Genomic DNA, 22,762 nt, shown 5'->3' on the forward strand with positions numbered 1-22,762 from the left:
AAAGCACCACGCGCGACCGCACTAAAACTTTCGCACGACTCCAATCACCACGCCTCGGACTTTGGCGTTTTTGACGTAGATGGGGTCCATGTTGCTGTTGGCAGGCTGGAGGCGGATTTGGTTCTTTTCTGGGAACCAATACTTGAGCGTCGCCTCCCCTTCGTCGGTTTCCGCAACGACAATCTCGCCGGGCCGGGCCGTATCTTGCTGCTTGACGACGACGTAGTCTCCTTCGTCGATGTGCGCTTCAATCATCGAATCGCCGGTCACTTCCAGCACGAAATGATCGCGACGGTTGAACATCGTCCCGAAATCGACACGTTCGTCCTGGCCGATCGCTTCATGCAGCACACCAGCGGCAATTCGTCCGGCCAACGGCAAACCGGTCTCTTCTTCTGCTTCTACCTGCAGCTGAATAGCGCGAGACATGTTTTTTTCGCGCGAAATAAGCCCTTTACGCTCCAGGGCTTTCAGATGGCAAACGACACCATTGGGCGAACTGATTTCGAATTGTTCGCCGATTTCCCGGACGGTCGGCCCGTAGCCGCGATTCAGGATTTTCTCGCGGATGAACTCGAAAACGTCTTTTTGACGTTTGGTAAGGGAATCGGTGGCCGACTGCGAACTTGCCATGTTCTTGGGATCCTGATCCGTCGCGCTACTCCCCTTCCAGCGTGGAAAGGTGATGTCGAGATTAGAGCCTAGCCCGACGCTGTACATATGTCAACTCCCATAACGCGCAGCCTGAGACGATTTTTTTGCCACCCCCCAGATTGTGAAGTAGGTTTCAGTTGACTCATTGCCGTGAAGCCTACCCCCCTGAGAATTTCTCGTGGGCATGGACTTTCACGTTTACTATCCATCGTCGGTCCTTTCCCAGAGGAACGGTACCATGCTCCCCAAGATTCTCAATTTCCTGCGATCGGAAGATGGACCCACTTCCGTCGAGTACGCCATCATGATGGCCATGATCCTTATGGCATGCATGGGGGCGATTGCGTACATCGGTTCGTTAACGCTTGATAGCTACAACTACTCGAAAAGCGAGATCGAACGAACGTTCCCAGATTTGGGTGTATGATCGCACCTCGATTTTGAATCGAACAACTTACGCAACTTCACCCATCCGCAATGCGATGCTAATTGGGTGGAGTTTTTTCGTTTCGAAATCGAAGCATTGCCACGGCTTTCGCAGGTAACATGTCACGCATGGTGGCTTTTCTTTCTTCCTGCGTCCTTTCTGTTCAACTCCGCAAGAACGATCAAGCGAGCCTCGTTCCATCCTCGCTAAGTTGGGGCAACGCCACTTCAAGGAGCTCGCATGAATCCGGTCCAAAAAGCTAGTTGGTACGTCGAAAGTCATTTGCGCGGTGATCTTTCGTTAGATGTCATCGCCAAAGCATGTCATGTGTCGTCGTACCATTTAACACGAGCCTTCGCCGCAAGCGTGGGAATCTCCTTGATGCGTTACGTCCGGGCCCGCCGCCTGAGTGAGGCGGCACAACGACTTGCCGACGGCGCCGACGACATCCTGGCCATCGCCCTTGATTATGGGTATGGATCGCACGAAGCATTCACGCGTGCGTTCCGCAGCCAGTTTGGCGTGACGCCAGAGCATGTTCGAGCCCAGGGAAATGTACACGAACTTACGCTCAAGGAGATCATCACGATGAACCAAACGCCATCCACCGAACTGGCGGAACCGACCATTCAGCAAATGCCGGAAATGCACTTGGCAGGGCTCGTCCAACGGTATCAATGCGAATCGCCCGAAGGGATTCCACGGCAATGGGAACGCCTCGGACCGCATCTTGGCAACGTGCCGGGCCAAATCGGAGCGACTGCCTACGGCGTGATCCATGAATTCGATTCCGATGGAAACTTCGCTTACCTGACCGGGGTCGAAGTAAAAGCCGACGCAAAGCTGCCAAGCGACTTCCAGCGGCTAACAGTCCCCGCGCAGCGATACGCCATCTTTACCCAGTCAGGTCACATCGCAGGGATTCGAGCGGCATTCTCGGCGATCTGGAGCCAATGGTTGCCGGAGTCAGGACTTCAAGCGGCCGAAGCCCCCACGGTCGAACGTTACGGGCAAGAGTTCGATCCGCGAACCGGTCTCGGCGGCTATCAGATATGGTTGCCGATCCGTTCGTAACGCCGGCCAGATAAAGCAAAAGGCTCGGACCGAAGTCCGAGCCTTTTGCTAGTTTTATCGAAAACGATGCAAGCGAGACTTACAATGGCTGCCCGTTCCAGCGAACGAATGCTTCCATGGCGAAGTATTCTGGCAAACCGATCTTGTTGTAAGAATCGGCCGTTCCGGTGTTACGGTCTTCGGCACGTTCCCAGAATTCGCGTGGGTCGGTTCCGGGGAACAACGCACTATCCTTCTGGCTTTCATGCATGAAGATCGCTTGACGCTTCTTGTACATGTCGTTCGGCGAAAGTGGCACGCAGATTTCAATCTCGTGCAGTGGGTACTCTTGCCAGGCACCACGATAAAGCAGAGCTTCCGGTCGACTTCCGGTTTCGGCTTCAATCTCGATCAACGCGTTAAAGATCGCCATCGCACAAACACGATGTGTTCCGTGCGGATCGGAAAGGTCGCCGGCGATGTAGACCTGATCGGGCTGAACTTTCATGATCAGCTCTTTCACGATCTGCACATCTTCGTCGCCCAGTGGGTTCTTCGCCACTTTCCCCGTGCGATAGAACGGCAGGTCGAGGAAGTGCAGATGCTCTTCCTGGCAGCCTGCTTTCAGGGCACCGGCAATGGCTTCGCTGCGACGAATCAAACCTTTGATCGTCAGCACGGTATCGATATCAGGTTCGCCAGGCGGTTTGGCCTTCAACGAATCGACGACCTGCTTTTCGACTTCGGCCGACTTCGTTTCTTCGATGCCGAACAAGCGGTTGTACTGCGTGACGAAGTCAGCGAAACGCTGAGCGTCGTGGTCAAATACCGCGATATTACCGCTGGTCATGTAGGCGACGTGGGCTTCATGTCCATCGTCAACCAGGCGAATCAGCGTGCCACCCATGCTGATGACGTCGTCGTCCGGGTGAGGACTGAAGCAAATTGCTTTCTTCTTTTCCTTGCCGGCCGGATGGTACTCGATGGTGTCCATCATCCAGCGGAACACACGGTGAGCCAGTTTTGGAGCCGGACCGTGATGACGCAGCAGTTGGTGCAAGTTGTACTTGCGGAAGTCGTCGTCATCTAGCTTCAGCAAGGCTTTGCCGGTCTGTTCGCACAGCCACAGCACGGCTCGTTTGATCATCGTCTGATCCCACTCCACTTCTCCTTCGGTCCAAGGAGTCGCGAAAGCGGTCAGCTTGCTTGCGGCGGCCGTATCGATGTAAACCGACGTGTCGCGATGTTCCTGCAAGATGGTCGCGGGAACACGATTGGTAATCGGCCCTTCGAGCGTTTCGTTGATGATCGAAGACTTGCCTTGGCCGAGGGCGAGAAGCAAAATCTTACGAGCTTCCAGAATCGTTCCGATGCCCATGGTGATGGCCTGATGCGGAACGTTTTCTTCGTGGAAGAAGTCCGAAGCCGCACCACGGCGGGTAATCGGGTCCAACGTGCACAAGCGTGTGCGACTGTTGCGAATGCTGAACGGTTCGTTGAAACCGATGTGACCGTTCGAGCCGATGCCTAGTAGCATCAAGTCGATCCCGCCGGCATCGCGGATCTTTTGTTCGTACTCTTCGCAGTAGCGGTCGACTTCGTCCAGCGAAATCATTCCGTCAGGAATGTGAATATTCTCAGGCGGAATATTCACATGCTGGAAGAAAACCTCGTGCATCGTTCGGTGATAACTTTGCAGTTGGTCCGGTTTCAAACCGTAGTATTCGTCCAAGTTGAAGGTAATCACGTTGGATAGATCCAACCCTTCATCCTGGTGCATGCGAACCAGTTCTCGATAGACGCCCATCGGCGTGGAACCGGTCGGAAGCCCTAGCACGGCTGTGGCTTTTTGAGCCTGGCGTTCGCGGATAATCGCGGCGACCATTTCAGCGACGTAGCGAGAGAGGGCTTCGCTGGTGGAAAAAACAGAGCAAGGCAAAGCGGTTGACTGGATCGACATCACAGGTCGATCAGCGGTTCGTTCAGTCATGATTCTCGTTGTTCAGGTTGTAGGAAAGCGAAGAGAGTCTCTTCGCGGCAGGTAAATTCTCGAACCGAATCGGCAAGTATGAACGATCGCGCAGAGCTTGAATAGGGAGCCAATCGCCCCGTTAACCGATTCACATGTGAAATAGCTACAATCTGCGAGACTTATTTAGGAAGACTATTGGCGAAACGCCACTATATTGGAATAAGTCGGAAAACTCGTTCTGCCCAGCTTTTCCCCCTAATACCCACGGCAGCGCGACCGACCAAACCCTTATCCTAATTCAGTACAACCTCAGCCCACCAAGTGCCATGCTTCGTAAAAATCTCAGCTTTCGCAGCGCGTGGTTTTTTGCCAGCTTGATTCTGACACTGGCCAGCCTCACCACCCTTTCGGCGGCAGAACCCCAAACGCAGGGAGCACGTCTCTCGGTTCTGTTCCTGGGCGACAATGGGCATCATCAACCGGCCAAGCGATTCGTCGAACTGCAGCCGGTCCTCGAACAGCGCGGAATCGATCTGAAGTACACCGATTCGCTGGCCAACATCAATCCAGAAACGCTCGCGAAGTTTGATGGGCTGATGATTTACGCCAACATCGAGCAAATCGATCCGGCCTCGGAAAAGGCGATCATCGATTACGTCGAGCAAGGTCACGGGCTCATCCCTCTGCACTGTGCTTCCTACTGCTTCTTGAATTCGCCGAAGTACATCGCACTGGTCGGGGCGCAGTTCAAGAGCCACGGAACGGGAACGTTCCGCACGAAGATCACGGAGCCTTCGCACCCAATCATGCAAGGCTTCCAAGGGTTTGAAAGCTGGGACGAAACCTACGTGCATACAAAGCACAACGAAGAAAATCGCACCGTTTTGACTTACCGCATCAGCGATCGCGAACGTGAACCATGGACATGGGTACGCGAACAAGGCCAAGGACGCGTCTTCTACACCGCTTGGGGACACGACGCCCGTACGTGGACCAACCCCGGCTTCGCCAATCTTGTCGAACGTGGCGTTCGCTGGGCAGTGGGACAAGATCCAAGCATCGTCCCGAACTTCCCACCACAAAAGGATGGTCTCGTTACTGCGTTCGATCGTCCGATGAACGTTCCCAAGCCGCAAAAATCAAACAAGGACGTCAAACCGTTCGACTATGTCGACGTCGGTGCGAAGATCCCCAACTACACCGCTGGTGCCAACTGGGGAACGCAAGCCAAGCCGCTCAACTTGATGCAGAAGCCGCTTGAGCCAGAAGAATCCGGCAAGCACCTGGTTCTGCCGGAAGGCTTTGAAGCAAAGTTGTTCGCCTCGGAAGAAATCTTCGACGGCGGCAAGCCTATCGCAATGACCTGGGACGCTCGCGGTCGTTTGTGGATGTGCATGACGCTCGACTACCCGAACGAACTTCACACCAAGGGACCTGGTCGTGACCGCATTGTTGTTTGCGAAGATACCGATGGTGATTTGAAAGCGGACAAAGTCACAACGTTCGCAGAGGGCCTTAGCATTCCGACTTCGATCGCCTTCCACGACGGCGGCGTGATCGTGCAAAACGGGACCGAAACGCTTTGGTTCAAAGACACCAACGGCGATGACGTTGCCGACGAAAAGAAGGTGATGTTCACCGGCTGGAACATGCGAGACACCCATGGCGGCGTGAGCAACTTCCAGTACGGCCACGACAACTGGATCTGGGGCATGCAGGGCTACAACGACTCGCATGTCGTTGTGAATGGTGAAGAACAGCCAGGCTTCCGCAACGGCTTCTTCCGCTTCAAGCCAGATGGCAGCCAGTTGGAGTTCATTCGTTCGACTAACAACAACACGTGGGGGCTGGGGATCAGCGAAGAAGGCATTATCTTCGGTTCGACCGCCAACCACTGTCCGAGCGTCTATATGCCGATTCCGAACCGCTACTACGAACAAGTTCGCGGCTGGACGGCTCGCCTGGTACTCGACTCAATGGCCGACACGCACAAGTTCGACCCTGTCACCGACAAAGTACGCCAAGTCGATCATCATGGTGGCTACACTGCCGGGGCCGGGCATTCGCTCTATACGGCTCGTAACTATCCAGAAGAGTTCTGGAACCGCGTTGCATTTGTCAACGGTCCTACGGGTCACCTGACAGGTGCGTTCGTCATCTCGCGTGACGGCAGCAACTTCCACTCGACGAGTCCATTCAACTTAGTCGCTTCCGACGACGAATGGACCGCTCCGATCCAAGCCGAAGTTGGTCCTGACGGCAACGTTTGGGTTCTCGACTGGTACAATTACATCGTCCAACACAACCCGACGCCACATGGCTTTGAAACCGGGAAAGGCGCCGCCTACGAAACCGACCTGCGTGACAAACGCCATGGCCGTATCTACCGCATCGTCTACACCGGCGAAGGGGCCAAAGCCGACAAAGATTGGCACGTTAACCTCGAGAAAGCCTCGACCGAAAAGCTGGTCGATACCCTCAAGAGCGACAACCTGCTATGGCGTCGTCACGCTCAGCAGATCTTGGTCGAACGCGGTAACCGAGACGCTGTGCCAGGGCTTATCGCACTGATCGAAGACGATTCGATGGACAGCATCGGCTTGAACGTCGGAGCAATCCACGCTTTGTGGACACTACAAGGCCTCGGTGCCCTGGACAACGCCAACAGCAACGCCACCAAGGCTGCCTACGCTGCTTTGTCGCACAACGCTCCTGGTGTTCGTCGCAATGCGGTTCAAGTCTTGCCACACGCACCTGAAAGTACTGCTGCGATTCTGGAAGCTGGCGTACTGAACGATGTCGATCCTCAGGTTCGCCTGATGACACTGCTTGCGTTGGCCGACCTGCCTGCTAGTGATGCCGCCGCGATTGATATCTTGGCAATGATCACTCAGCCAGAGAACGCGACCGATCGCTGGATTCCGGACGCTGCGACGTCCGCTGCCGCCAACCAAGGAGGCAGCTTCCTGAAGGCGGTCGCCAAAGCAGACCAAGTCGACAACAAAGTGTTGAATCTCGTCGCAATCGTCACCGAGCATTACTCGCGTGGTGGTCCCACCGATTCAATCGCCGAACTGCTTCCAGCGATTGTCGATGCTCAGCCGCAAGTGGCCGAGGCCATCGTCACCGGTCTCGCCAAAGGTTGGCCGAAAGACTCCAAGCCGCAAATCACCGCGGCCATGGACGACTCACTCGCCAGCCTGATCGAGAAGCTGCCCGCTTCTTCGCGAGGCCAGCTGATCCGCATGGCGGTGAACTGGGGCAGCGTGAAACTCGCTTCGCAGTTGGAAGAACTCGTCGAGAACGCCCTCGATCAAATCGATTCTGGCGACTTGAACGCCAAACAAGTTCAACAGCTCGCTCGCGAGATCGTCGAACTGAACGTCAAGATGGATCCTCCTGTCGAAGCGGAACTGCTCGCTTCGATCGGCCCACAAACGTCTGCCGATGTCACCACCGCACTGCTTAGCGCTTTGAAAGCGAGCGAAAACGACGAGCTCGGCCAGTACGTCCTGGAAACGCTGCCGAGTCTTACCCCAACGGCTCGTAAAGAAGCGATCGGCGTTATGCTCGGTCGACCTGCATGGACGGCCAACTTGCTTGCTTCGATGGACAAGGGGGCCATTCAGCTGAACGAACTGGCTCTCGACCAACGCCAGGCATTGTCGCAGCATCCTGACAAGCAGCTTCGCAAAAAGGCGGAAGCATTGTTCGCCCGTGGTGGTGCATTGCCGAACGCTGACCGCGAGAAGGTCATCAAAGAACTGTGGGCAACCACCGAGGCCAAAGGGGACGCGGCCGCCGGCAAATTGGTCTTCAAGCGAGAATGCTCGAAGTGCCACATCCACAGCGGCGAAGGCTCGAAGATCGGTCCTGATCTGACTGGGATGGCTGTCCATCCGAAGTCGCAGCTGCTGACCGAAATCCTCGACCCCAACCGTAGTGTCGAATCGAACTATCGCACCTACATGGTTGCCACCATGGATGGCCGCGTGATGAGTGGTTTGCTCGCCTCGGAAAGCCGAACCGCCATCGAGCTGGTCGACGCCGAAGGGAAGCAGCAATCGATCTTGCGAGAAGACATCGACGAACTTCGTGGCACGCCACAGTCGCTGATGCCGGTCGGTTTCGAGAAGCAAATCAAGCCGAAGGAATTTGAGGACCTGTTGGCGTTCCTCACCAAGCGAGGCAAGTTCGTGCCGCTGCCACTGGAAAAAGTTGCCACCGCAGTCAGCACCGAAGGAATGTTCGTCTCGAAGGACGCTCCCGTCGAAACGTTGGTCTTCGACGACTGGAAACCGAAAACCGTTGAAGGCGTTCCGTTCCAATTGGTCGATCCACAAGGAACTTCCAAACCGAACGCCGTTCTGCTGCATGCTCCTGGGGGCTATCTCCCTCCGAAGATGCCGAAGCAGGTCTCCATTCCGTGTAACATGCCACTGAAAGCGGTCCACATTCTGGGTGGCGTCGCCGGCTGGGCCTCCCCTTACGGGAAAGAAGGCACCACGTCGATGATCGTCCGCTTCCAGTACGAAGATGGCACCACGGAAGATCACGAGCTGAAAAACGGGATCCACATCGCGGATTACATCCGCCGCGTGGACGTGCCGGAGTCGAAGTTCGCCTTCGATCTCAACGGCCGCCAGATGCGTTATCTGACGGTTCGCCCGAGCGAAGCCAAAGTGGTCGCTTCGATCGATCTCGTCAAAGGTAACGACGACACCGCTCCCGTTGTCATGGCGGTCACTGCAGAAGGTGCCGATTAACGCAACGCGTTACTACAATTCACGTTAGGGTGCATCGGCGACGCCACCATGGGGATGGAAATTGGACGACGGTGAGGGACTGTGTCCGATCCGGCGTCGCCGCAGCACCCACAACGTGACTTGTTTCCCTGGGCCCCTTCCGCCGAAACGGTGGGAATCGGTCATTGGGGGTTGCGAGCTCGCCCCAGCAGTTATAGAATCTTGAGTTTCCACTAGACGGAAATTCCAGGGTAAAGGACGCACGCGTCCCTATCCTCCATAATATCGCTAAGTCATGTCGAACGTTGCCGCGTCAGAATGCGGCATATTAGAGACGCCCGAAAGAGAAATATGAGACCAGCCAATAAGTCCAAAGCCCGTAAGCGTGCCAAGACCAAGGCCCGAGTATCCAAAAAGGATCCGATTTTCGTCGATGGCAAACGTCCACGTCCCATGTTCGTGGACTACAAGGACGTCGAGCTGCTCAAGAAACTGACCAACCGTCACGGTCGTATCGTCGGTCGTCGCAAGAGCGGCTGCACCGCGGTCAGCCAACACGCGGTTACCCAAGCCATCAAGCGTGCCCGATTCATGGCCCTGCTGGCTTACGTCAAAGACTAGTCCTGAGGACAGTCATCCTCAAGACAGTCAGGCGATCGTCGACAGACCACATTCGCCGCCCAAACATCAAAAGGCCTGCTTCCTCCGTGTTAGCAGGCTTTTTTCGTGCGCGCGAAGCGTCGCTCCCCTGCCCCATCTCCCTCGTCTCCAAGTTGCCTCATATTGATTACCTCACCCAAGTGCTAACAATGGGGTCAGGAGAACACCATGTCGCAAACCTTTCAAACGACCCGCCGTGTCGAATTCCGAGACACGGACGCCGCGGGGATCGTTCATTTCTCGGCTTTCCTGATCTACATGGAACAAGTCGAGCACGAATTCCTTCGCACCATCGGGCTCAGCGTCCATCATCAGCTGGAAGACTCGGCGATGAGTTGGCCGCGCGTTTCGATCCACTGCGACTACAAAGGCCCAGCCAAGTTTGAAGAAATCCTCGACGTTTCCCTCTCGATCGCGCGGATCGGCAAGCGAAGCGTCACCTATCAAGTCCGCTTCGAGCGAGACGGCCACCAGCTTGCCGAAGGAACGATGACGGCGGTCTGCTGCGAAGTCCAGCCTGGCGTGCCTCCCAAAAGCATGGACATCCCTGAATGGTTCCACGAGAAGCTGCTCCCCTTCGTCGATACCCAAGCCGCCCCGTAACACCGCGGCCAGACTTCGACTCGTAGGGCCCGCGATCCAACCAACCCAAGCCCATTCGCCCCAGGTGCTCTTCGTTAAAAGCGAGAACAATGGGGCCACACCACAACGCAATCAAACCGGCATGCTTTCCTACCACGAACAACTCACGCTTCGACTTGCGGCCGGGATCGGTGAGCTTGACGAACCGACGCGTTTGCGTCACACGCAGTTCCTCCTTGCCAAGCAGCAGCCAGACGGCGGTTTCGCTGGCCGCGAAGGAGCAAGCGATCTTTACTACACCAGCTTCGGCCTCCGCAGCTTGGCCATCCTGGGGCAACTGCATGGCGAAGTCGCCGAGCGTGCAGCCACGTTCCTGCAGACCAAGCTGACAGGACACGAATCGGTTGTCGACTTCCTTTCGCTGATCTACAGCGCCAAGCTACTCGAATCGGCTGCCGGCATCGACATCTTCGCTCACGCCGCCGAAGACTGGCAACGAAGTGTCGCCGACACGCTGCATACGTTGCGGCGAAAAGATGGTGGCTATGCCAAAGGCCCCGAAGGAATGGCCAGCAGCACCTATCACACGTTTCTTGTGCTACTTTGCCTGCAGTTGATCGAACAACCGATCCCGCAGCCTGAGTCGATGGTGACGTTTCTGCTGTCGCAAGAGGCAGAAGATGGCGGCTTTCGCGAGATCCGCGCCAGTAAACGAGCCGGCACCAATCCGACCGCCGCCGCGATTGGCGCGCTGCGTATCCTCGATAGCCTGACCGAAGACATCATCGAAGGCACCCTCGACTTTTTGGCCGAGATGCAGAACGATGAAGGAGGCCTGCGCGCGAACACGCGTATCCCCATTGCCGACGTGCTCAGTACGTTCACCGGCATGCTGACGCTGACCGATCTCGACGCGCTGCATGAAATCGAACAAGAAGATGCCCTGAAGTACGTTCGCAGTTTAGAACAAGAGAGCGGTGGCTTTTTCGGCGCCGCATGGGACGAGGTTGCAGACGTGGAATACACGTTTTATGGTTTGGGAAGCCTCGCCCTGTTGAACTCACCCCCGGACTTCACCTTGGAATGACGATCATGGCCGACCTGGTAATCGAGCGTTTGGCGAAGGAGTACCCGACTCGGGCCGAGTCGCTGAAAGTCCTGCAAGAGATCTCCCTCTCGCTTTCCCAAGGCGAAAGCGCCGCCATCCTGGGCCCCAGCGGCTGTGGCAAAAGCACGCTGCTTTACTGCATCGGTACGCTCGAAGCCCCCACGTCTGGAAGCGTTACCCTGGACGGCCAAGATCCTTTCGCCCTCAGCGAAACCGAACTGGCCCGCTTTCGTAGCGAGAACATCGGTTTCATCTTTCAAGATCACCACTTGTTGCCGCAGCTTTCCGTGCTGGAAAACGTCCTCGTTCCGACGCTCGCCGAAGGCAAATCGACACCCCAGCAGATCGAGCGAGCCAAGATGCTGATCGACCGTGTCGGGCTATCGCAGCGGATCGAACATCGTTCGGCCGAACTCTCCGGCGGCGAACGACAACGCGTTGCCGTCGCGCGCAGCTTGATCCACCAACCCAAGCTTCTGCTGGCCGACGAACCGACCGGCAACCTCGACAAAACGAACGCCGAGTCGGTTGGCAATCTGCTGTTGGAACTGCAAAAAGAGGAAGGGTCGATTCTGATTGTTGTGACGCACAGTCAGGAACTCGCGACCATCTTCCAGCAGCAGTTCCAGCTGGACGACGGCAAACTGCAAGGCCAACCGCCGGTCGCTCAATCGTAACGCCAAGGAGGTCCTCACCATGAATCGTTGGCGTTTGGTCCTGCGAAGTGCTCAGCAGTTTTGGCAAACCAACTTGGCCGTGCTGTTGGGTGTTGCCGCGGCAACGGCCGTCTTGACAGGCGCACTGATCATCGGCGACTCGGTCCGCGGTAGTCTCCGCGACTTGGCCCTGTCCCGCTTAGGATCGATTCAAGAAATCTTGTTGGCCGATCGTTTCTTTCGTCCGAATGTCGCCGAGCAGATCGCTCAGCAAAACGAAAACGCGACGACCGTTCCCATTGTGCTGATGCAAGGGACGCTGCAAACCGTTGGTGGTAGCCCCGACGATCCGACCAGAGTGGCCGGCAACTTGGCCGTGCTTGGCATTGAGGAAACCTTCTGGCAACTAGGAGACGTTCCTGGCTGGACGCCTACGCCAATTGGAGACGAAGAGATCATCCTCAACCAGCCTCTCGCCGACGAACTCGGTGTGAAGCAAGGAGATCAAGTCACGTTGCGATTGCCAGGCGGTAACGATGTCCCCGCCGATAGCCCGCTCGGCCGCAAAACGGCAGAAACGCAAAGCTTGCCACGGTTGACGGTGAAAGCGATCATCCCAGCCGAAGGACTCGGTCGATTCGGAATGCACCCCACGCAGCAGTTGCCGATGAATGCCTACGCATCTAAAGCGGCTCTGCAAGATGCGTTAGAACAAGACGACCGCGTCAACGCCGTGCTGGTCAGTCACCCAGAGGGCCAGACGCTCGACCTCAGTAAACTCTTCCTGACGCTGGCCGACTACAACTTCGAGCTGACCCAAGTCGAACAAACGTTCCAGCCAGAAGATGGCCAGCAGCAGACGATCTTCGATTATTGGCAACTCACCTCCAGCCGGATGATCTTCAGCAACACGGCCGCCGATGCCGTCGAAAACGATTTTCGGGGAGACGCGCACCCGACGTTTACTTACCTGGCCACGTCGATCGGCAAAGGGGAATTGCCCTCTGGTGACGATACCGATGCCATTCCCTACTCGACCGTCACGGCGCTGCAAGCCAGCGATCTCGATTACCCACTGCTCGATCTCGATGGCAATCGCATCGACCAGATTGGCCCCGACGAGGTGGTGCTGAACTCTTGGACCGCCAATCAACTTGATGCCAAAGTCGGCGATACGATCTACCTGAAATACTTCGAGCCTGAAAGCTCGCATGGCGAAGCGAAAGAGACCGGACAAACGTTTCGGCTGGTCGCGATCACGCCCCTTACTGAGCCGGACCAACCTTTCCGGCGGCGGCGTCCTCCGGTGTTCGAGACCGCACCTACGACGGCGAACGATCCCGATTACACGCCGGTCGTGGAAGGGATTACCGATCAAGATTCGATTGACGACTGGGATCCGCCGTTTCCGTACGACAACAGTCGCATCGACGGCGACGACGACGCCTACTGGGAGAACTACCGCACGACTCCCAAAGCGTTTATTGCCCTGCAGACCGGTCAAAAACTGTGGGGTAGCCGCTTCGGCGACGTGACTTCGTTTCGCTTTCCGGCCAAGAAGTATACCGACGAACATGCGCTGCAATCGAAGATCGAAGACGCTCTAGCCCCTCATCGCCAGCAGCTCGGCTTTCAGCTGCTGACGGTCCGACAAGATGCGTTGCGGGCAGCGGCCGGGACAACCCCCTTCAACGTGCTGTTCATGGGGTTCTCGATGTTCATTATTGCTTCGGCGTTGATGTTGGTTTCTCTGCTGTTCCGGCTGGGACTCGAACAACGCAGCCAACAGATCGGCTTGCTGCAAGCGGTGGGTCTCACGCGTCAAACGACCCAAGGCTTACTCATGCGCGAAGCAGGCCTCGTCGCGCTGTTAGGTAGCATCGCTGGGGTGATCATCGGAATTGGCTATGCCTGGCTGATGTTGGCTGGCCTGCGAACGTGGTGGCTCGGAGCGGTAGTGACACCGTTTCTGTTTTTGCACTTGGACAACCCTAGCAGCTTGTTGATTGGCCTGGTCAGCGGTTCGCTGGTTTGCTGGCTGACGATCTATTTCGGCATGCGTGGCCTGAAGAAGCTCTCTGTCCGCGGACTTTTGCAAGGCAGCACCACCGACACGCAGCAAACGTTCGGCAAGCGTGGACGCTGGGCGCTGCTGACTGGGTTCTTCTGCGGCATCGCGGCAGTGGGGCTTTCGATCCTGGCGACAAGCCTTGGCGGTGAAGCCCAAGCCGGCGCGTTCTTTGGTTCCGGAGCGATGGTGCTGTCGGCTTGCCTGCTGCTGTTATGGCATGCGATGCGAAGCGGTTTCGGCTCGGCAAGCGAGTCGTCGTTCTCGCTCGGTCAATTGGCGTTTAGTAATGCCGCGCGAAACCCTGGCCGCAGCACGCTGACGGTCGGTCTGATCGCGTCGGCCGCGTTTCTGATTGTCGCGATCGGTGCCTTCCGGCTTTCCCCCACTGAAAAAGGATCTGGCGGCATGGACCTGATTGCGGAAAGCTCGCAGCCACTGTACCGCAACTTGAACACCGAGGAAGGTCGTCTCGAAACAGGCTTCTCGGCCGAGGAAGAACAACAGCTGGCCGACACCACCATTCTTTCCCTCCGCGTGCAGCCGGGGGATGATGCGAGCTGTTTGAATCTCTACCAATCCAACAGCCCCCGCGTGCTGGGCGTCACGCCAAGCATGATCGCCTACTACGATCAGCCTGAGGTCACGTCGTTCGAGTGGGCAGCTTCGGCGGCGGAAGGAGAGGCAGCCCAGCAAAATCCATGGCATCTGCTCGAGCAGAAAGCAGACGGCATCGAAACGCCGATCCCAGTTGTTCTCGATAAGAACACCGCCATGTATGCACTGCACTTGTATGCCGGCATCGGCGAGCAGTTTACCACCACCGACGACGATGGCCGCGAAACCAAGTACATCGTCGCCGGCCTCCTTTCCAACAGCATCTTCCAAGGTAATTTGCTGATCGGCGAAACCAACTTCCTGGAACGCTATCCCGACGTGAGCGGGTACGAGATGTTCCTCGTTCGGACGCCTGCCGGCGAGTCGACCGAAGTGGCTCAGATCCTGGAAAGCCGCCTCGCGGATCAAGGGTTCGATACCGTTTCCGCCCAGCAGATGCTGACCAGTTTGTTGGCAGTGCAGAACACCTACCTCTCGACGTTCCAAAGCCTCGGAGCACTCGGGCTGCTGCTCGGTACGTTTGGGCTCGCCGCGGTTCAGCTTCGAACCATTTTGGAACGCCGCGCTGAACTCGCACTGCTTCGTGCGGCAGGGTTCGCCGGTTCGCGGTTGCAATCGCTTGTCCTCCGCGAGACCATGCTGCTGCTCTTCGGAGGGCTGCTGTTTGGCGTGCTCTCCGCATTGGTCACTGTCGTGCCGCACATGCTGTTTGGCGATGCCTCGGTTCCGTTTGCGTCGCTCGCAACCATGCTCGGTGTCATTCTGATCGTTGGTCTGATCAGCAGCACGCTGGCAGTACGCTCCGCCCTTCGCGGCAACATCGTCCCCGCGTTACGTGGCAGTTGATTCGGCGGTTTGCCTAACTCCAGTCCCCTCGCCCCCGTCTACGGGGGAGAAGGGTTACGGTGAGGGGGTCTTCAAGCTGGGTGAATGCTTCAGAAAGACATGCCCACGCAGACATGAGCATGGCACCGGCTTTACAACCGACTGGTTTGCCCGTTCCGCTGCCCTCCCCTAGCTGGACCTCGCCAACTTGGTTTTGTCCCGTTAGAATGGGCGAAAGTCGTTCTAACAACTATCTTGCTCTCCCCCGACCCAACCTGGAGTAGTCTTCCCATGCAATACATTTTCGTCATCTGTGGTATCGCGTTAACGGCGTTGGCTTGGGGAAGCTACGGTCCAGTCCTCCACGAAGGCCAGCACCACCTCGGCAATGACCGCATCAAGCCACTCATCTGCGTTGGCTTGGCTTACCTCGTCGTCGCGGTGATCCTTCCTTCGGCGCTGCTGATCGCCCAAGGCAAGTTCACCACCGATTGGACGTTCAGCGGCTTCACATGGAGCTTCATCGCTGGTACCTGTGGAACGTTTGGTGCGTTCGGCCTGATTCTCGCGCTGACCAACGGTGGTAAGCCATGGGTGGTGATGCCACTGGTGTTTGGCTTCGCCCCGATCGTCACCACGATCATCTCGCTGTTTACCAAGAACCTTTGGAGCCAGGCCGGCCCGGTCTTCTACGCCGGGATCATCATGGTGGTCGCTGGCGCCGTGACAGTGCTGCTGTTCGCTCCGAAGGGTGCCCCACCGACAAAGTCGACTGCCCATTCGACCGAAAAGGTTTCGCCTAAGGAAGACGCCCAACAGAAACCTTCCGCCGTCGAGCAGTTGACCGGCAAAACCCCGGACGAAACGAACTAAACGTCAATCGCCCAATCCCCTTGCCCCTCCCTGCGGGCGAGAGGATTGGAGTACGCAAGTCTTCCAACCAGGTGCCATGCCGTCGTCTTCGTCGGCATGTTCCCCTTCACGAAGACATGCCCACGCCGACGTGGGCATGGCACCCGATTTTGGTGGATCCCCCTAACATTCCCATCACGGCAAACCAGATTCCTGCGTCCGCCCAGCGGACCCAACAACGCTTGTTCCCATGAGTGATGCTGCATTGACCCCTCAGCAACAGATGGACGCCATCGATTTGCAGATGGCGCATTTGTGGATGGTTCGGACGTTCCTCAAGCATGCCGAGGAAACGGAAGAAGATGACGAACTGCAGGAAGTGGCCCGAACGCTTTACGATTACATGCTCGCGCTCGGTCCCGCCGTCCAAGCAGGCGATCCGGCCGCCTACATGAAACAGGCCAAGAAGAAGTTCAGCAAACTCCGCAAAGCGTGCGAGCTATTCGAAGAGATCCAGCCCGAAATCTCCGACCACACCAACTTCCAAATGGCCGCCATCAGCTGCCGCCAGGTGGTCAACAACGTCGAAGCCGTGCTCGGTGCTAGCACGAACGCTTAATGCCCTTTCCCAATCAGGGCTGGTCCGGGTTTGTAAACCCGGATCGGCGCAGCCGACAAGAGGCTGCTCGTTTGAGCGTTACCCTGATTGCTGCTTCCAATTAGTTTCCGGCCGGGTCATATCGGCCTCTTGTGGCTTTCGGCCATCCGGTTTTACAAACCCGGACCACCCGGACTAGTGCTTGGTGGTAACAATGCATCGTCAGGTTCTCTATTTGCCCAGTTCTTCATTCTGGGTATAACGAAGGCCCGATAAACTTTGCCTGGGCTGGCCACGGATGCGCTGGTGCCTGGGATTTCCGAATAAAAGCTGCGTCAAGGAAGACGAGCCATGAGCCTCCCCCCGCTCTTGCAAGCGTTCAAATCGATGCGTCCTGCCCGGGTTTTAGTCCTGGGAGACATGATTCTCGACCGCTACACGTACGGCAACGCCCAGCGGATCAGCCAGGAATCGCCGGTCATTGTGCTGCATGCCGACGACCAGGAACTGCGTCTGGGTGGTGCTGCCAATGTCTGTAACATGCTGCGGGGTCTCGACTGCCACGTTGTTGCTGCCGGCGTGCATGGCCGCGACGAGTCTGGCACGCAAATGGTCGAGCTCGCCCAGCAGTCTGGCATCGATACGCGTCTGATTGCCTGCGATGCTTCCCGGCCCACCACGCTGAAAGAACGCTTCGTCGGTCGAGCCGGTTCGCGGCACCCCAGCCAGATTCTTCGTGTCGATCACGAAAAGACCGAACCGATCGCCGATTGGCTGGTCGACAAAATCTACGACGGCATCGAGAACCAGATCGAAGATTTCGACGTCATTTTGATCTCGGACTATGCCAAAGGGGTCTGCACCCCGCAGCTGCTGCAAAAAGTCATTCAGCTGGCCAACGAACACAACATTCCGACCCTCGTCGATCCAATGCGAGGGCACGACTACCAGCGTTACTGCGGTGCGACGCTGCTGAAAGCAAACCGTATCGAAACGGAACTGGCCACCGGCGTTTCGCTGCGTGCGGTTTCCGATGCCTCTGCAGCTGGCAGTCAGCTTTGCCAACAACTCGATCTGCAAGACGTGATCGTCACGCTCGATCGCGACGGTATGGCTTTGGTCAATCGGAATGGTACCTCCAGTCATTTCCCCACCCAGGCCCGCAGCGTGTACGACATCACCGGAGCCGGTGACATGGTCCTGGCCATGCTCGGGGCTTGTCTTGGTAGTGGTTTGAACAAAGAAGACTCGGTTCGCCTGGCCAACGTTGCCGCCGGACTGGAAGTCGAAAAGTCAGGCGTCGCCGTCATTCCGCTCTCCGAAATCGAAGCCGAACTGCGAACCGACTTGCTGCCTGGTCAGAAGAAGATTATCACGCACGAGCAAATTGCTTCGATCGCCGAAGAACATCGTCGTCGGGGCGAGAAAATCGTTTTCACCAACGGCTGCTTCGACCTTTTGCATTTTGGTCATGTGAGCAACCTGACCGAAGCGTCGAAGATGGGCGAAGTGCTCGTGGTTGGCTTGAACAGCGACGAAAGTGTTTCCAAGCTGAAAGGCCCCACGCGTCCCGTGATCAGCGAGACCGAACGCTCCGCGATGCTGGCCGCTTTGTCGTGTGTCGATTACGTGGTCGTCTTCGGCGAAGACACGCCGTACGAACTGATTAAAGCGGTCCGTCCCGACGTGCTGGTCAAAGGAGGCCACTACGTGCCGGAAGAAATTCCCGGGTACGACATCCTGCAGGAATATGGCGGCGAGATTCGCCTGGTCGATATCGTGGGTGGCTTCTCGACGACCGACATCATCCAGAAGGTCGCCGCGAACGAAACCATCCGCCGCACGGCCGCCTAAGCGAATATACCAAGTGCCACGCTCACGACTGCGTGGGGCTGCCTTATTCATCTGGTCCCCTCGCCCCCGAGGGGAGAGGGTTAGGGTGAGGGGCAAACCAAGTCGTAGGATGGCTAACGACGTCTTCGTGGATAGCCATCTTGCCGACTGAAGCGAATGGTGGCTATCGCCTCGACAGGTATAGCCAAGCCAACAATCCCGGGCAGCCCACGGTTGCTTGCAACCTGAGGAGGCGAAGCCGAACAGAGGTTTCGCCAAGAGGCCTGCCCAAACACACTGACCGCGATTCGCTTCGCTCCCCAGTTTGCAAGCAAACAGGGCTACCCAATTTAATCGGTTCACTCCCGCTAAAAAGCATTTAGGACCTGCCATGTCTGGCTCACGAAACATCGCGGTCGTTTTGCCCAATTGGATTGGCGACGTCGTCATGGCGACGCCAACATTGCGAGCAATTCGCGAAGGCCTATCGCCAGGCGATCGCGTTGTCGGCATCATGAAGCCATACGTTCAAGATGTGCTGGCCGGTACCAACTTCCTGGACGACGTGATCCTGTGGAATAAGAAGTCGAACGACGCGAGCCAACGCTTTCTGAGCGTGGTGAAGAAGATTCGCCAGCAACGTTTCGATCAGGCCATCTTGCTGCCCAACTCGATGAGCTCTGCCGGACTGGCTTACCTTGGCGGTGCGAAAGAGCGAGTCGGTTATCGTCGCTACGGCCGTGGTCCCCTGCTGACTCACGCATTGAATCCACCGACTGAAAACGGCAAACGCATTCCTGTTTCGGCCGTCGACTATTATCTTTCCCTCGCCGAGCTTGCCGGCTATGACGTTCGCACGCGTCACTGCGAACTTGGCTTCACCGAAGTGGACGACCTGCGTGCCCAAGTGCTTTGGCGTCAGTACCGCTTCTTCGAACGCCGCGTGATTGTCTTCAACACCGGCGGAGCCTACGGCGGCGCGAAGCATTGGCCGGCTGACTATTACACGGTGTTTGCCCGGCGTTTGGTTGAAGACCCACGCAATGCGGTACTGCTGATTTGCGGCCCGAGCGAGCGTGAGACGGTCGCCCAAATCCAGCGCGAAGTGAACCACCCATTCGTTCGCAGTCTCGCCGAAGAGAATCCGAGCATCGGCTTGAGCAAAGCGGTGATCAACATGGCGTCGCTGATGATCACGACCGATTCCGGCCCACGTCATTTCGCCGCGGCATTCAACACGCCGTCCGTAGCGATTTTCGGCCCGACCGATCCACGCTGGGCAGAGAACTATAACCCGCACGAGCTGATCCTTTCGTCCGGCGCCGACTGTGCCCCGTGCGCGGAGCGAGAGTGCCCCTTGAAGCATCACCGCTGCATGCGAGATCTGGCGGTGGAAGATGTGCTGCGAGCGGCCCAACGGCAACTCGATTGGCAAACCGATCAGAGCAAAGTGGCCTAAAGAGATCGCGCGACGCCGCTTGAGCTGGGCTGGTTTGCGTCGAAATTCGTTTCGTGCGCCATTTTACGCGAATCTGCGCACTCTTTGCAAAGAATTTCTTACAAGTTTACACGAGCGCTGCGCCGTTTCCGGGTAAAGAAACTCAATATCCCGCTACGACGCGGAAGGCTCTTCGACGCTAAGATTGTTCCGCACTTCGACTTCACGATCGATGGCCCGAACGACCTCTTGGGCGAGCTGTTTCTGATAGAAGGAAGCGACACGTCCACTGAGGCAAACGGCGTTCTCGTGCGAGTCGTCGAGTTCGACCTGAATGAATCGGAGGCGGGGGACATTGCTGGCCGCCAGCGCCGTAGCCACGCGCGAGCGAATGTCTTTCATCGAGGAACTGATCATCCGTTAATCCTCTGGAAGGCGATTTCCCCGAGACAGGTGCGTTTTGTCCGGGCAAGCCTGGGCTGAGAGCAGGAGAAGCTGAGGCGGCATCACTGCGGAAAAATCCGTCGCGGCAAGTGTTCCTCAAGGGCAGCGATGCACCCCATTAGTTGTAGAACTCGACCAACAGATGGTCAAGTTAAACTTGCGGCACTTTACCGAGCTTTCGCAGCTGTTCGATTACTTGATCCGCTAGCTGATCTGGCGAGCAATCACCACCTGCTAAATGGAGTTCCGGCTGACTCGGAGCTTCATACGGATCGTCGATTCCCGTAAACCCTTTGATCTCACCGGCCCGAGCCTTTTTGTACAGCCCTTTCGGATCGCGTTGCTCGCAGATTTCCAGCGGCGTATCGACGAACACTTCGAGAAAGTCCCCAGCGTTTCCGCTCGTTTCGACTATCTTACGAACGGCGTCGCGATCGGCCCGATAGGGACTGACGAACGCTGTCAGCACGAGCACTCCGGCTTGGCAGAAGAGATCCGCGACCGCGCCGATTCGCCGAATATTCTCGGCCCGATCGTCTGCCCCGAAGCCTAAACCGAATCGCTTGGCGACCTCTGGCGAGTAGCTTTCTTCCAAGATCTTGGGACTCGCGTTCAAGCCATGACGGACGTTGTCGCCATCGAGCAGGAACGTGTGAATTCCGAGTTGATGCAGCTTCGCGTCGACCGCATTCGCGACGGTGCTTTTTCCGCTACCGCTGAGCCCAGTGAACCAAACAACGCCGCCGCTGTGCCCATTAAGTTTCTCTCGATCGGCGCGAGAAACATGGTGATCGTGCCAGGTGATTTCGACGTTATCGGACATGCGGCGTACTTACGTTTGCGAGGTGCGAATCTTGTTTAGCCCTCAATTCTAGCAAGTTCGCACAAGTTCGCGGACAGGACGTTCGCAGGACAGCTCCAGACAAGGAAAAACAGCGCTTCCTGGCACCATCGTCCGACCGGATGCCCTTGCAGGTAACCGGCTCCCTTGGCTGAACTTAGGGCGGCCTGCGTGATCCGCAGAACCAAGCTGTTGGCACGCGAACGGATCTGCATTGGATCGCACTGAGGCTCTCCTGAAGCAGCCGCTAGGAGGTCGTTTTTGAGGGACTCGAGCTCGGCCTCGAAGTGCTCGGTCGGCTGCGCGAATTCGGTTCGTTTTTCTCGCTGTTCGACGAGGTATCGATACGCAGCGGTCGAAAGTCCTACGGCCAACGTCGAAGTTTCCAGGCCGCCCGTGTTTGCCCCTTTCCCCTTCTTCATGACATCTTCGCGAGGTCCATCGAGCAGCCAGTCTTGCGGGCAGAACGTCCCGTTGAAGTTGACCGGTCCTGTTTGACTCGCCGACAAGCCGACTAGCTCTGCAGGGGCCCCGACTTCAATTCCTGCTGCCGTTGTTGGAACAGCGAGCAGCATTTGCCGGCCGTCTTCCAAACTGGCCCCCACCACCAAAGTGTCCGCTTCCTTCGCGCCAGTTACCCATGGGCTATATCCATCAAGTTGGTAGCCCCCTTCGACTTCCGTTGCGAGCAATGCCGGCTTCTTCAAGTGTTGCCGGCTGGTGGTTAAGTGCGAGATTCCCACCGTCGCGAACGTCTGCCCTGATAAGAGATCTGGCAATAGCGACTGCTTGAGCCGTTCGTTCTCGCTCGAGGCAATTCGTCGGCATGCCCCTGTTCGCTGCGTGATGACAAATGTGGTAGTCAAACATGCGGCTGAAAGTTCGAGATATCCACGCACGACATCTTCCGGCGTCCACCCCAGACCGCCCTGCTCTTGAGCGATGAACCAGCGAAAGACCCCATGGTCTGCACAAATTTGTAGCTGCTCTGCTGGCCAATCTTGCGCGGTTTGCAGAGATTTTGCCTTTTCGCTTAGCTGCGCACAAAGTGCCCCAAGGTTGTCTGAATCGGGCGTAATGATTTCTTTATCGGTCATTTGAATTCTCGCTGGCAGGCGATGGCGCCAGCACCGCTGGCTTGTTGGCACTTGTTTTGCGAATCCACACCGCTCGTTGTTTTCGCATTCAATCCATCATTCCCAATGTGAGCGGAATAGCAAGTCATACGCTGACCGTTCTTTCCCTGCTGATCGACTTGATGCGATACCGAGAAGCGTCTCGAGTCCGCGATGAATCATCGGACAGATTCCGCATGCGATGATTCGTTTTTCGCATCGAGCAGTCCACTCCGCCAAGGTAAGTTGACCTCCCTAAGGAGACGTTCCTCG

General features: G+C 57.0%; 17 protein-coding genes. 12 read left to right on the forward strand and 5 right to left on the reverse strand.

Annotated features, from left to right (window positions below):
- Window positions 1–21 precede the first annotated feature (21 nt).
- A complete protein-coding gene (gene lexA / locus LA756_RS13110) occupies window positions 22–633 on the reverse strand; it encodes a transcriptional repressor LexA (protein ID WP_224440326.1) in 612 nt (203 codons plus the stop codon).
- A gap of 259 nt (window positions 634–892) precedes the next feature.
- Here lexA and LA756_RS13115 point away from each other — a divergent pair, with 259 nt between their 5' ends.
- Together LA756_RS13115 and LA756_RS13120 are read left to right on the forward strand one after the other, a co-directional pair.
- Window positions 893–1,081 (forward strand): Flp family type IVb pilin, encoded by a 189-nt coding sequence (locus LA756_RS13115; protein WP_224440327.1) that lies wholly within the window; start codon window positions 893–895, stop codon window positions 1,079–1,081.
- Window positions 1,082–1,321: 240 nt separating this feature from the next.
- The gene (locus LA756_RS13120; RefSeq protein WP_224440328.1) at window positions 1,322–2,155 is read left to right on the forward strand and encodes an AraC family transcriptional regulator; all 834 of its coding nucleotides are present in this window, start codon (window positions 1,322–1,324) and stop codon (window positions 2,153–2,155) included.
- 79 nt (window positions 2,156–2,234) lie between these two features.
- On the opposite strand, the gene nagB is transcribed toward LA756_RS13120, so the two are convergent.
- A complete protein-coding gene (gene nagB / locus LA756_RS13125) occupies window positions 2,235–4,124 on the reverse strand; it encodes a glucosamine-6-phosphate deaminase (RefSeq protein ID WP_224440329.1) in 1,890 nt (629 codons plus the stop codon).
- Between the two features lie 308 nt (window positions 4,125–4,432).
- Between nagB and LA756_RS13130 the strand changes: the two genes are divergently transcribed.
- The 10 genes from LA756_RS13130 to waaF all read left to right on the forward strand — a co-directional run bounded on the left by LA756_RS13130 (window position 4,433) and on the right by waaF (window position 20,110).
- On the forward strand, window positions 4,433–8,872 hold the full coding sequence (locus LA756_RS13130) for a PVC-type heme-binding CxxCH protein (protein ID WP_224440330.1): 4,440 nt from the start codon (window positions 4,433–4,435) through the stop codon (window positions 8,870–8,872).
- Between the two features lie 330 nt (window positions 8,873–9,202).
- The gene (rpsR, locus tag LA756_RS13135) at window positions 9,203–9,472 is read left to right on the forward strand and encodes a 30S ribosomal protein S18 (protein ID WP_224440331.1); all 270 of its coding nucleotides are present in this window, start codon (window positions 9,203–9,205) and stop codon (window positions 9,470–9,472) included.
- A gap of 207 nt (window positions 9,473–9,679) precedes the next feature.
- Window positions 9,680–10,114, forward strand: a complete 435-nt coding sequence (locus LA756_RS13140) for a thioesterase family protein (RefSeq protein WP_224440332.1) — start codon at window positions 9,680–9,682, stop codon at window positions 10,112–10,114.
- A 121-nt stretch (window positions 10,115–10,235) separates the two neighbouring features.
- Window positions 10,236–11,180: a prenyltransferase/squalene oxidase repeat-containing protein gene (locus tag LA756_RS13145; RefSeq protein ID WP_224440333.1), complete on the forward strand. Its 945-nt coding sequence runs from the start codon at window positions 10,236–10,238 to the stop codon at window positions 11,178–11,180.
- A 5-nt stretch (window positions 11,181–11,185) separates the two neighbouring features.
- Complete coding sequence (locus tag LA756_RS13150; protein WP_224440334.1) at window positions 11,186–11,878, forward strand: ABC transporter ATP-binding protein; 693 nt, start codon at window positions 11,186–11,188, stop codon at window positions 11,876–11,878.
- Between the two features lie 19 nt (window positions 11,879–11,897).
- Window positions 11,898–15,389, forward strand: a complete 3,492-nt coding sequence (locus tag LA756_RS13155) for an ABC transporter permease (RefSeq protein ID WP_224440335.1) — start codon at window positions 11,898–11,900, stop codon at window positions 15,387–15,389.
- 270 nt (window positions 15,390–15,659) lie between these two features.
- The gene (locus LA756_RS13160) at window positions 15,660–16,241 is read left to right on the forward strand and encodes a hypothetical protein (protein ID WP_224440336.1); all 582 of its coding nucleotides are present in this window, start codon (window positions 15,660–15,662) and stop codon (window positions 16,239–16,241) included.
- A 229-nt stretch (window positions 16,242–16,470) separates the two neighbouring features.
- Window positions 16,471–16,839 (forward strand): amidohydrolase, encoded by a 369-nt coding sequence (locus LA756_RS13165; protein WP_224440337.1) that lies wholly within the window; start codon window positions 16,471–16,473, stop codon window positions 16,837–16,839.
- 330 nt (window positions 16,840–17,169) lie between these two features.
- Window positions 17,170–18,672: a D-glycero-beta-D-manno-heptose 1-phosphate adenylyltransferase gene (gene rfaE2 / locus LA756_RS13170; RefSeq protein ID WP_224440338.1), complete on the forward strand. Its 1,503-nt coding sequence runs from the start codon at window positions 17,170–17,172 to the stop codon at window positions 18,670–18,672.
- A gap of 370 nt (window positions 18,673–19,042) precedes the next feature.
- Window positions 19,043–20,110, forward strand: coding sequence for a lipopolysaccharide heptosyltransferase II (gene waaF, locus LA756_RS13175; protein ID WP_224440339.1), 1,068 nt, complete (start codon window positions 19,043–19,045; stop codon window positions 20,108–20,110).
- 153 nt (window positions 20,111–20,263) lie between these two features.
- Here waaF and LA756_RS13180 read toward each other — a convergent pair whose 3' ends face one another.
- From LA756_RS13180 to LA756_RS13190, 3 genes are all read right to left on the reverse strand, one after another.
- The gene (locus LA756_RS13180; RefSeq protein ID WP_224440340.1) at window positions 20,264–20,506 is read right to left on the reverse strand and encodes a BON domain-containing protein; all 243 of its coding nucleotides are present in this window, start codon (window positions 20,504–20,506) and stop codon (window positions 20,264–20,266) included.
- Between the two features lie 178 nt (window positions 20,507–20,684).
- Window positions 20,685–21,356: an adenylyl-sulfate kinase gene (cysC, locus tag LA756_RS13185; protein ID WP_224440341.1), complete on the reverse strand. Its 672-nt coding sequence runs from the start codon at window positions 21,354–21,356 to the stop codon at window positions 20,685–20,687.
- A gap of 35 nt (window positions 21,357–21,391) precedes the next feature.
- Window positions 21,392–22,471 carry an acyl-CoA dehydrogenase family protein gene (locus LA756_RS13190; RefSeq protein WP_224440342.1) on the reverse strand — a complete coding sequence of 360 codons (1,080 nt, stop codon included), beginning with the start codon at window positions 22,469–22,471 and terminating at the stop codon, window positions 21,392–21,394.
- Window positions 22,472–22,762: the final 291 nt, after the last annotated feature.

This window comes from Bremerella sp. TYQ1 (genome assembly GCF_020150455.1).
GTDB lineage: Bacteria > Planctomycetota > Planctomycetia > Pirellulales > Pirellulaceae > Bremerella > Bremerella volcania_A.

What these genes read in the sequence shown, in the direction of transcription:
- LA756_RS13155 (WP_224440335.1), top strand. Translation starts at nt 11,898, where the DNA reads ATGAATCGTTGGCGTTTGGTCCTGCGAAGTGCTCAGCAGTTTTGGCAA.
- nagB (WP_224440329.1), bottom strand. Translation starts at nt 4,124, where the DNA reads ATGACTGAACGAACCGCTGATCGACCTGTGATGTCGATCCAGTCAACC.
- LA756_RS13190 (WP_224440342.1), bottom strand. Translation starts at nt 22,471, where the DNA reads ATGACCGATAAAGAAATCATTACGCCCGATTCAGACAACCTTGGGGCA.
- LA756_RS13150 (WP_224440334.1), top strand. Translation starts at nt 11,186, where the DNA reads ATGGCCGACCTGGTAATCGAGCGTTTGGCGAAGGAGTACCCGACTCGG.
- LA756_RS13130 (WP_224440330.1), top strand. Translation starts at nt 4,433, where the DNA reads ATGCTTCGTAAAAATCTCAGCTTTCGCAGCGCGTGGTTTTTTGCCAGC.
- LA756_RS13140 (WP_224440332.1), top strand. Translation starts at nt 9,680, where the DNA reads ATGTCGCAAACCTTTCAAACGACCCGCCGTGTCGAATTCCGAGACACG.
- LA756_RS13180 (WP_224440340.1), bottom strand. Translation starts at nt 20,506, where the DNA reads ATGATCAGTTCCTCGATGAAAGACATTCGCTCGCGCGTGGCTACGGCG.
- cysC (WP_224440341.1), bottom strand. Translation starts at nt 21,356, where the DNA reads ATGTCCGATAACGTCGAAATCACCTGGCACGATCACCATGTTTCTCGC.
- waaF (WP_224440339.1), top strand. Translation starts at nt 19,043, where the DNA reads ATGTCTGGCTCACGAAACATCGCGGTCGTTTTGCCCAATTGGATTGGC.
- LA756_RS13115 (WP_224440327.1), top strand. Translation starts at nt 893, where the DNA reads ATGCTCCCCAAGATTCTCAATTTCCTGCGATCGGAAGATGGACCCACT.
- LA756_RS13145 (WP_224440333.1), top strand. Translation starts at nt 10,236, where the DNA reads ATGCTTTCCTACCACGAACAACTCACGCTTCGACTTGCGGCCGGGATC.
- rpsR (WP_224440331.1), top strand. Translation starts at nt 9,203, where the DNA reads ATGAGACCAGCCAATAAGTCCAAAGCCCGTAAGCGTGCCAAGACCAAG.
- LA756_RS13160 (WP_224440336.1), top strand. Translation starts at nt 15,660, where the DNA reads ATGCAATACATTTTCGTCATCTGTGGTATCGCGTTAACGGCGTTGGCT.
- LA756_RS13165 (WP_224440337.1), top strand. Translation starts at nt 16,471, where the DNA reads ATGAGTGATGCTGCATTGACCCCTCAGCAACAGATGGACGCCATCGAT.
- rfaE2 (WP_224440338.1), top strand. Translation starts at nt 17,170, where the DNA reads ATGAGCCTCCCCCCGCTCTTGCAAGCGTTCAAATCGATGCGTCCTGCC.
- lexA (WP_224440326.1), bottom strand. Translation starts at nt 633, where the DNA reads ATGGCAAGTTCGCAGTCGGCCACCGATTCCCTTACCAAACGTCAAAAA.
- LA756_RS13120 (WP_224440328.1), top strand. Translation starts at nt 1,322, where the DNA reads ATGAATCCGGTCCAAAAAGCTAGTTGGTACGTCGAAAGTCATTTGCGC.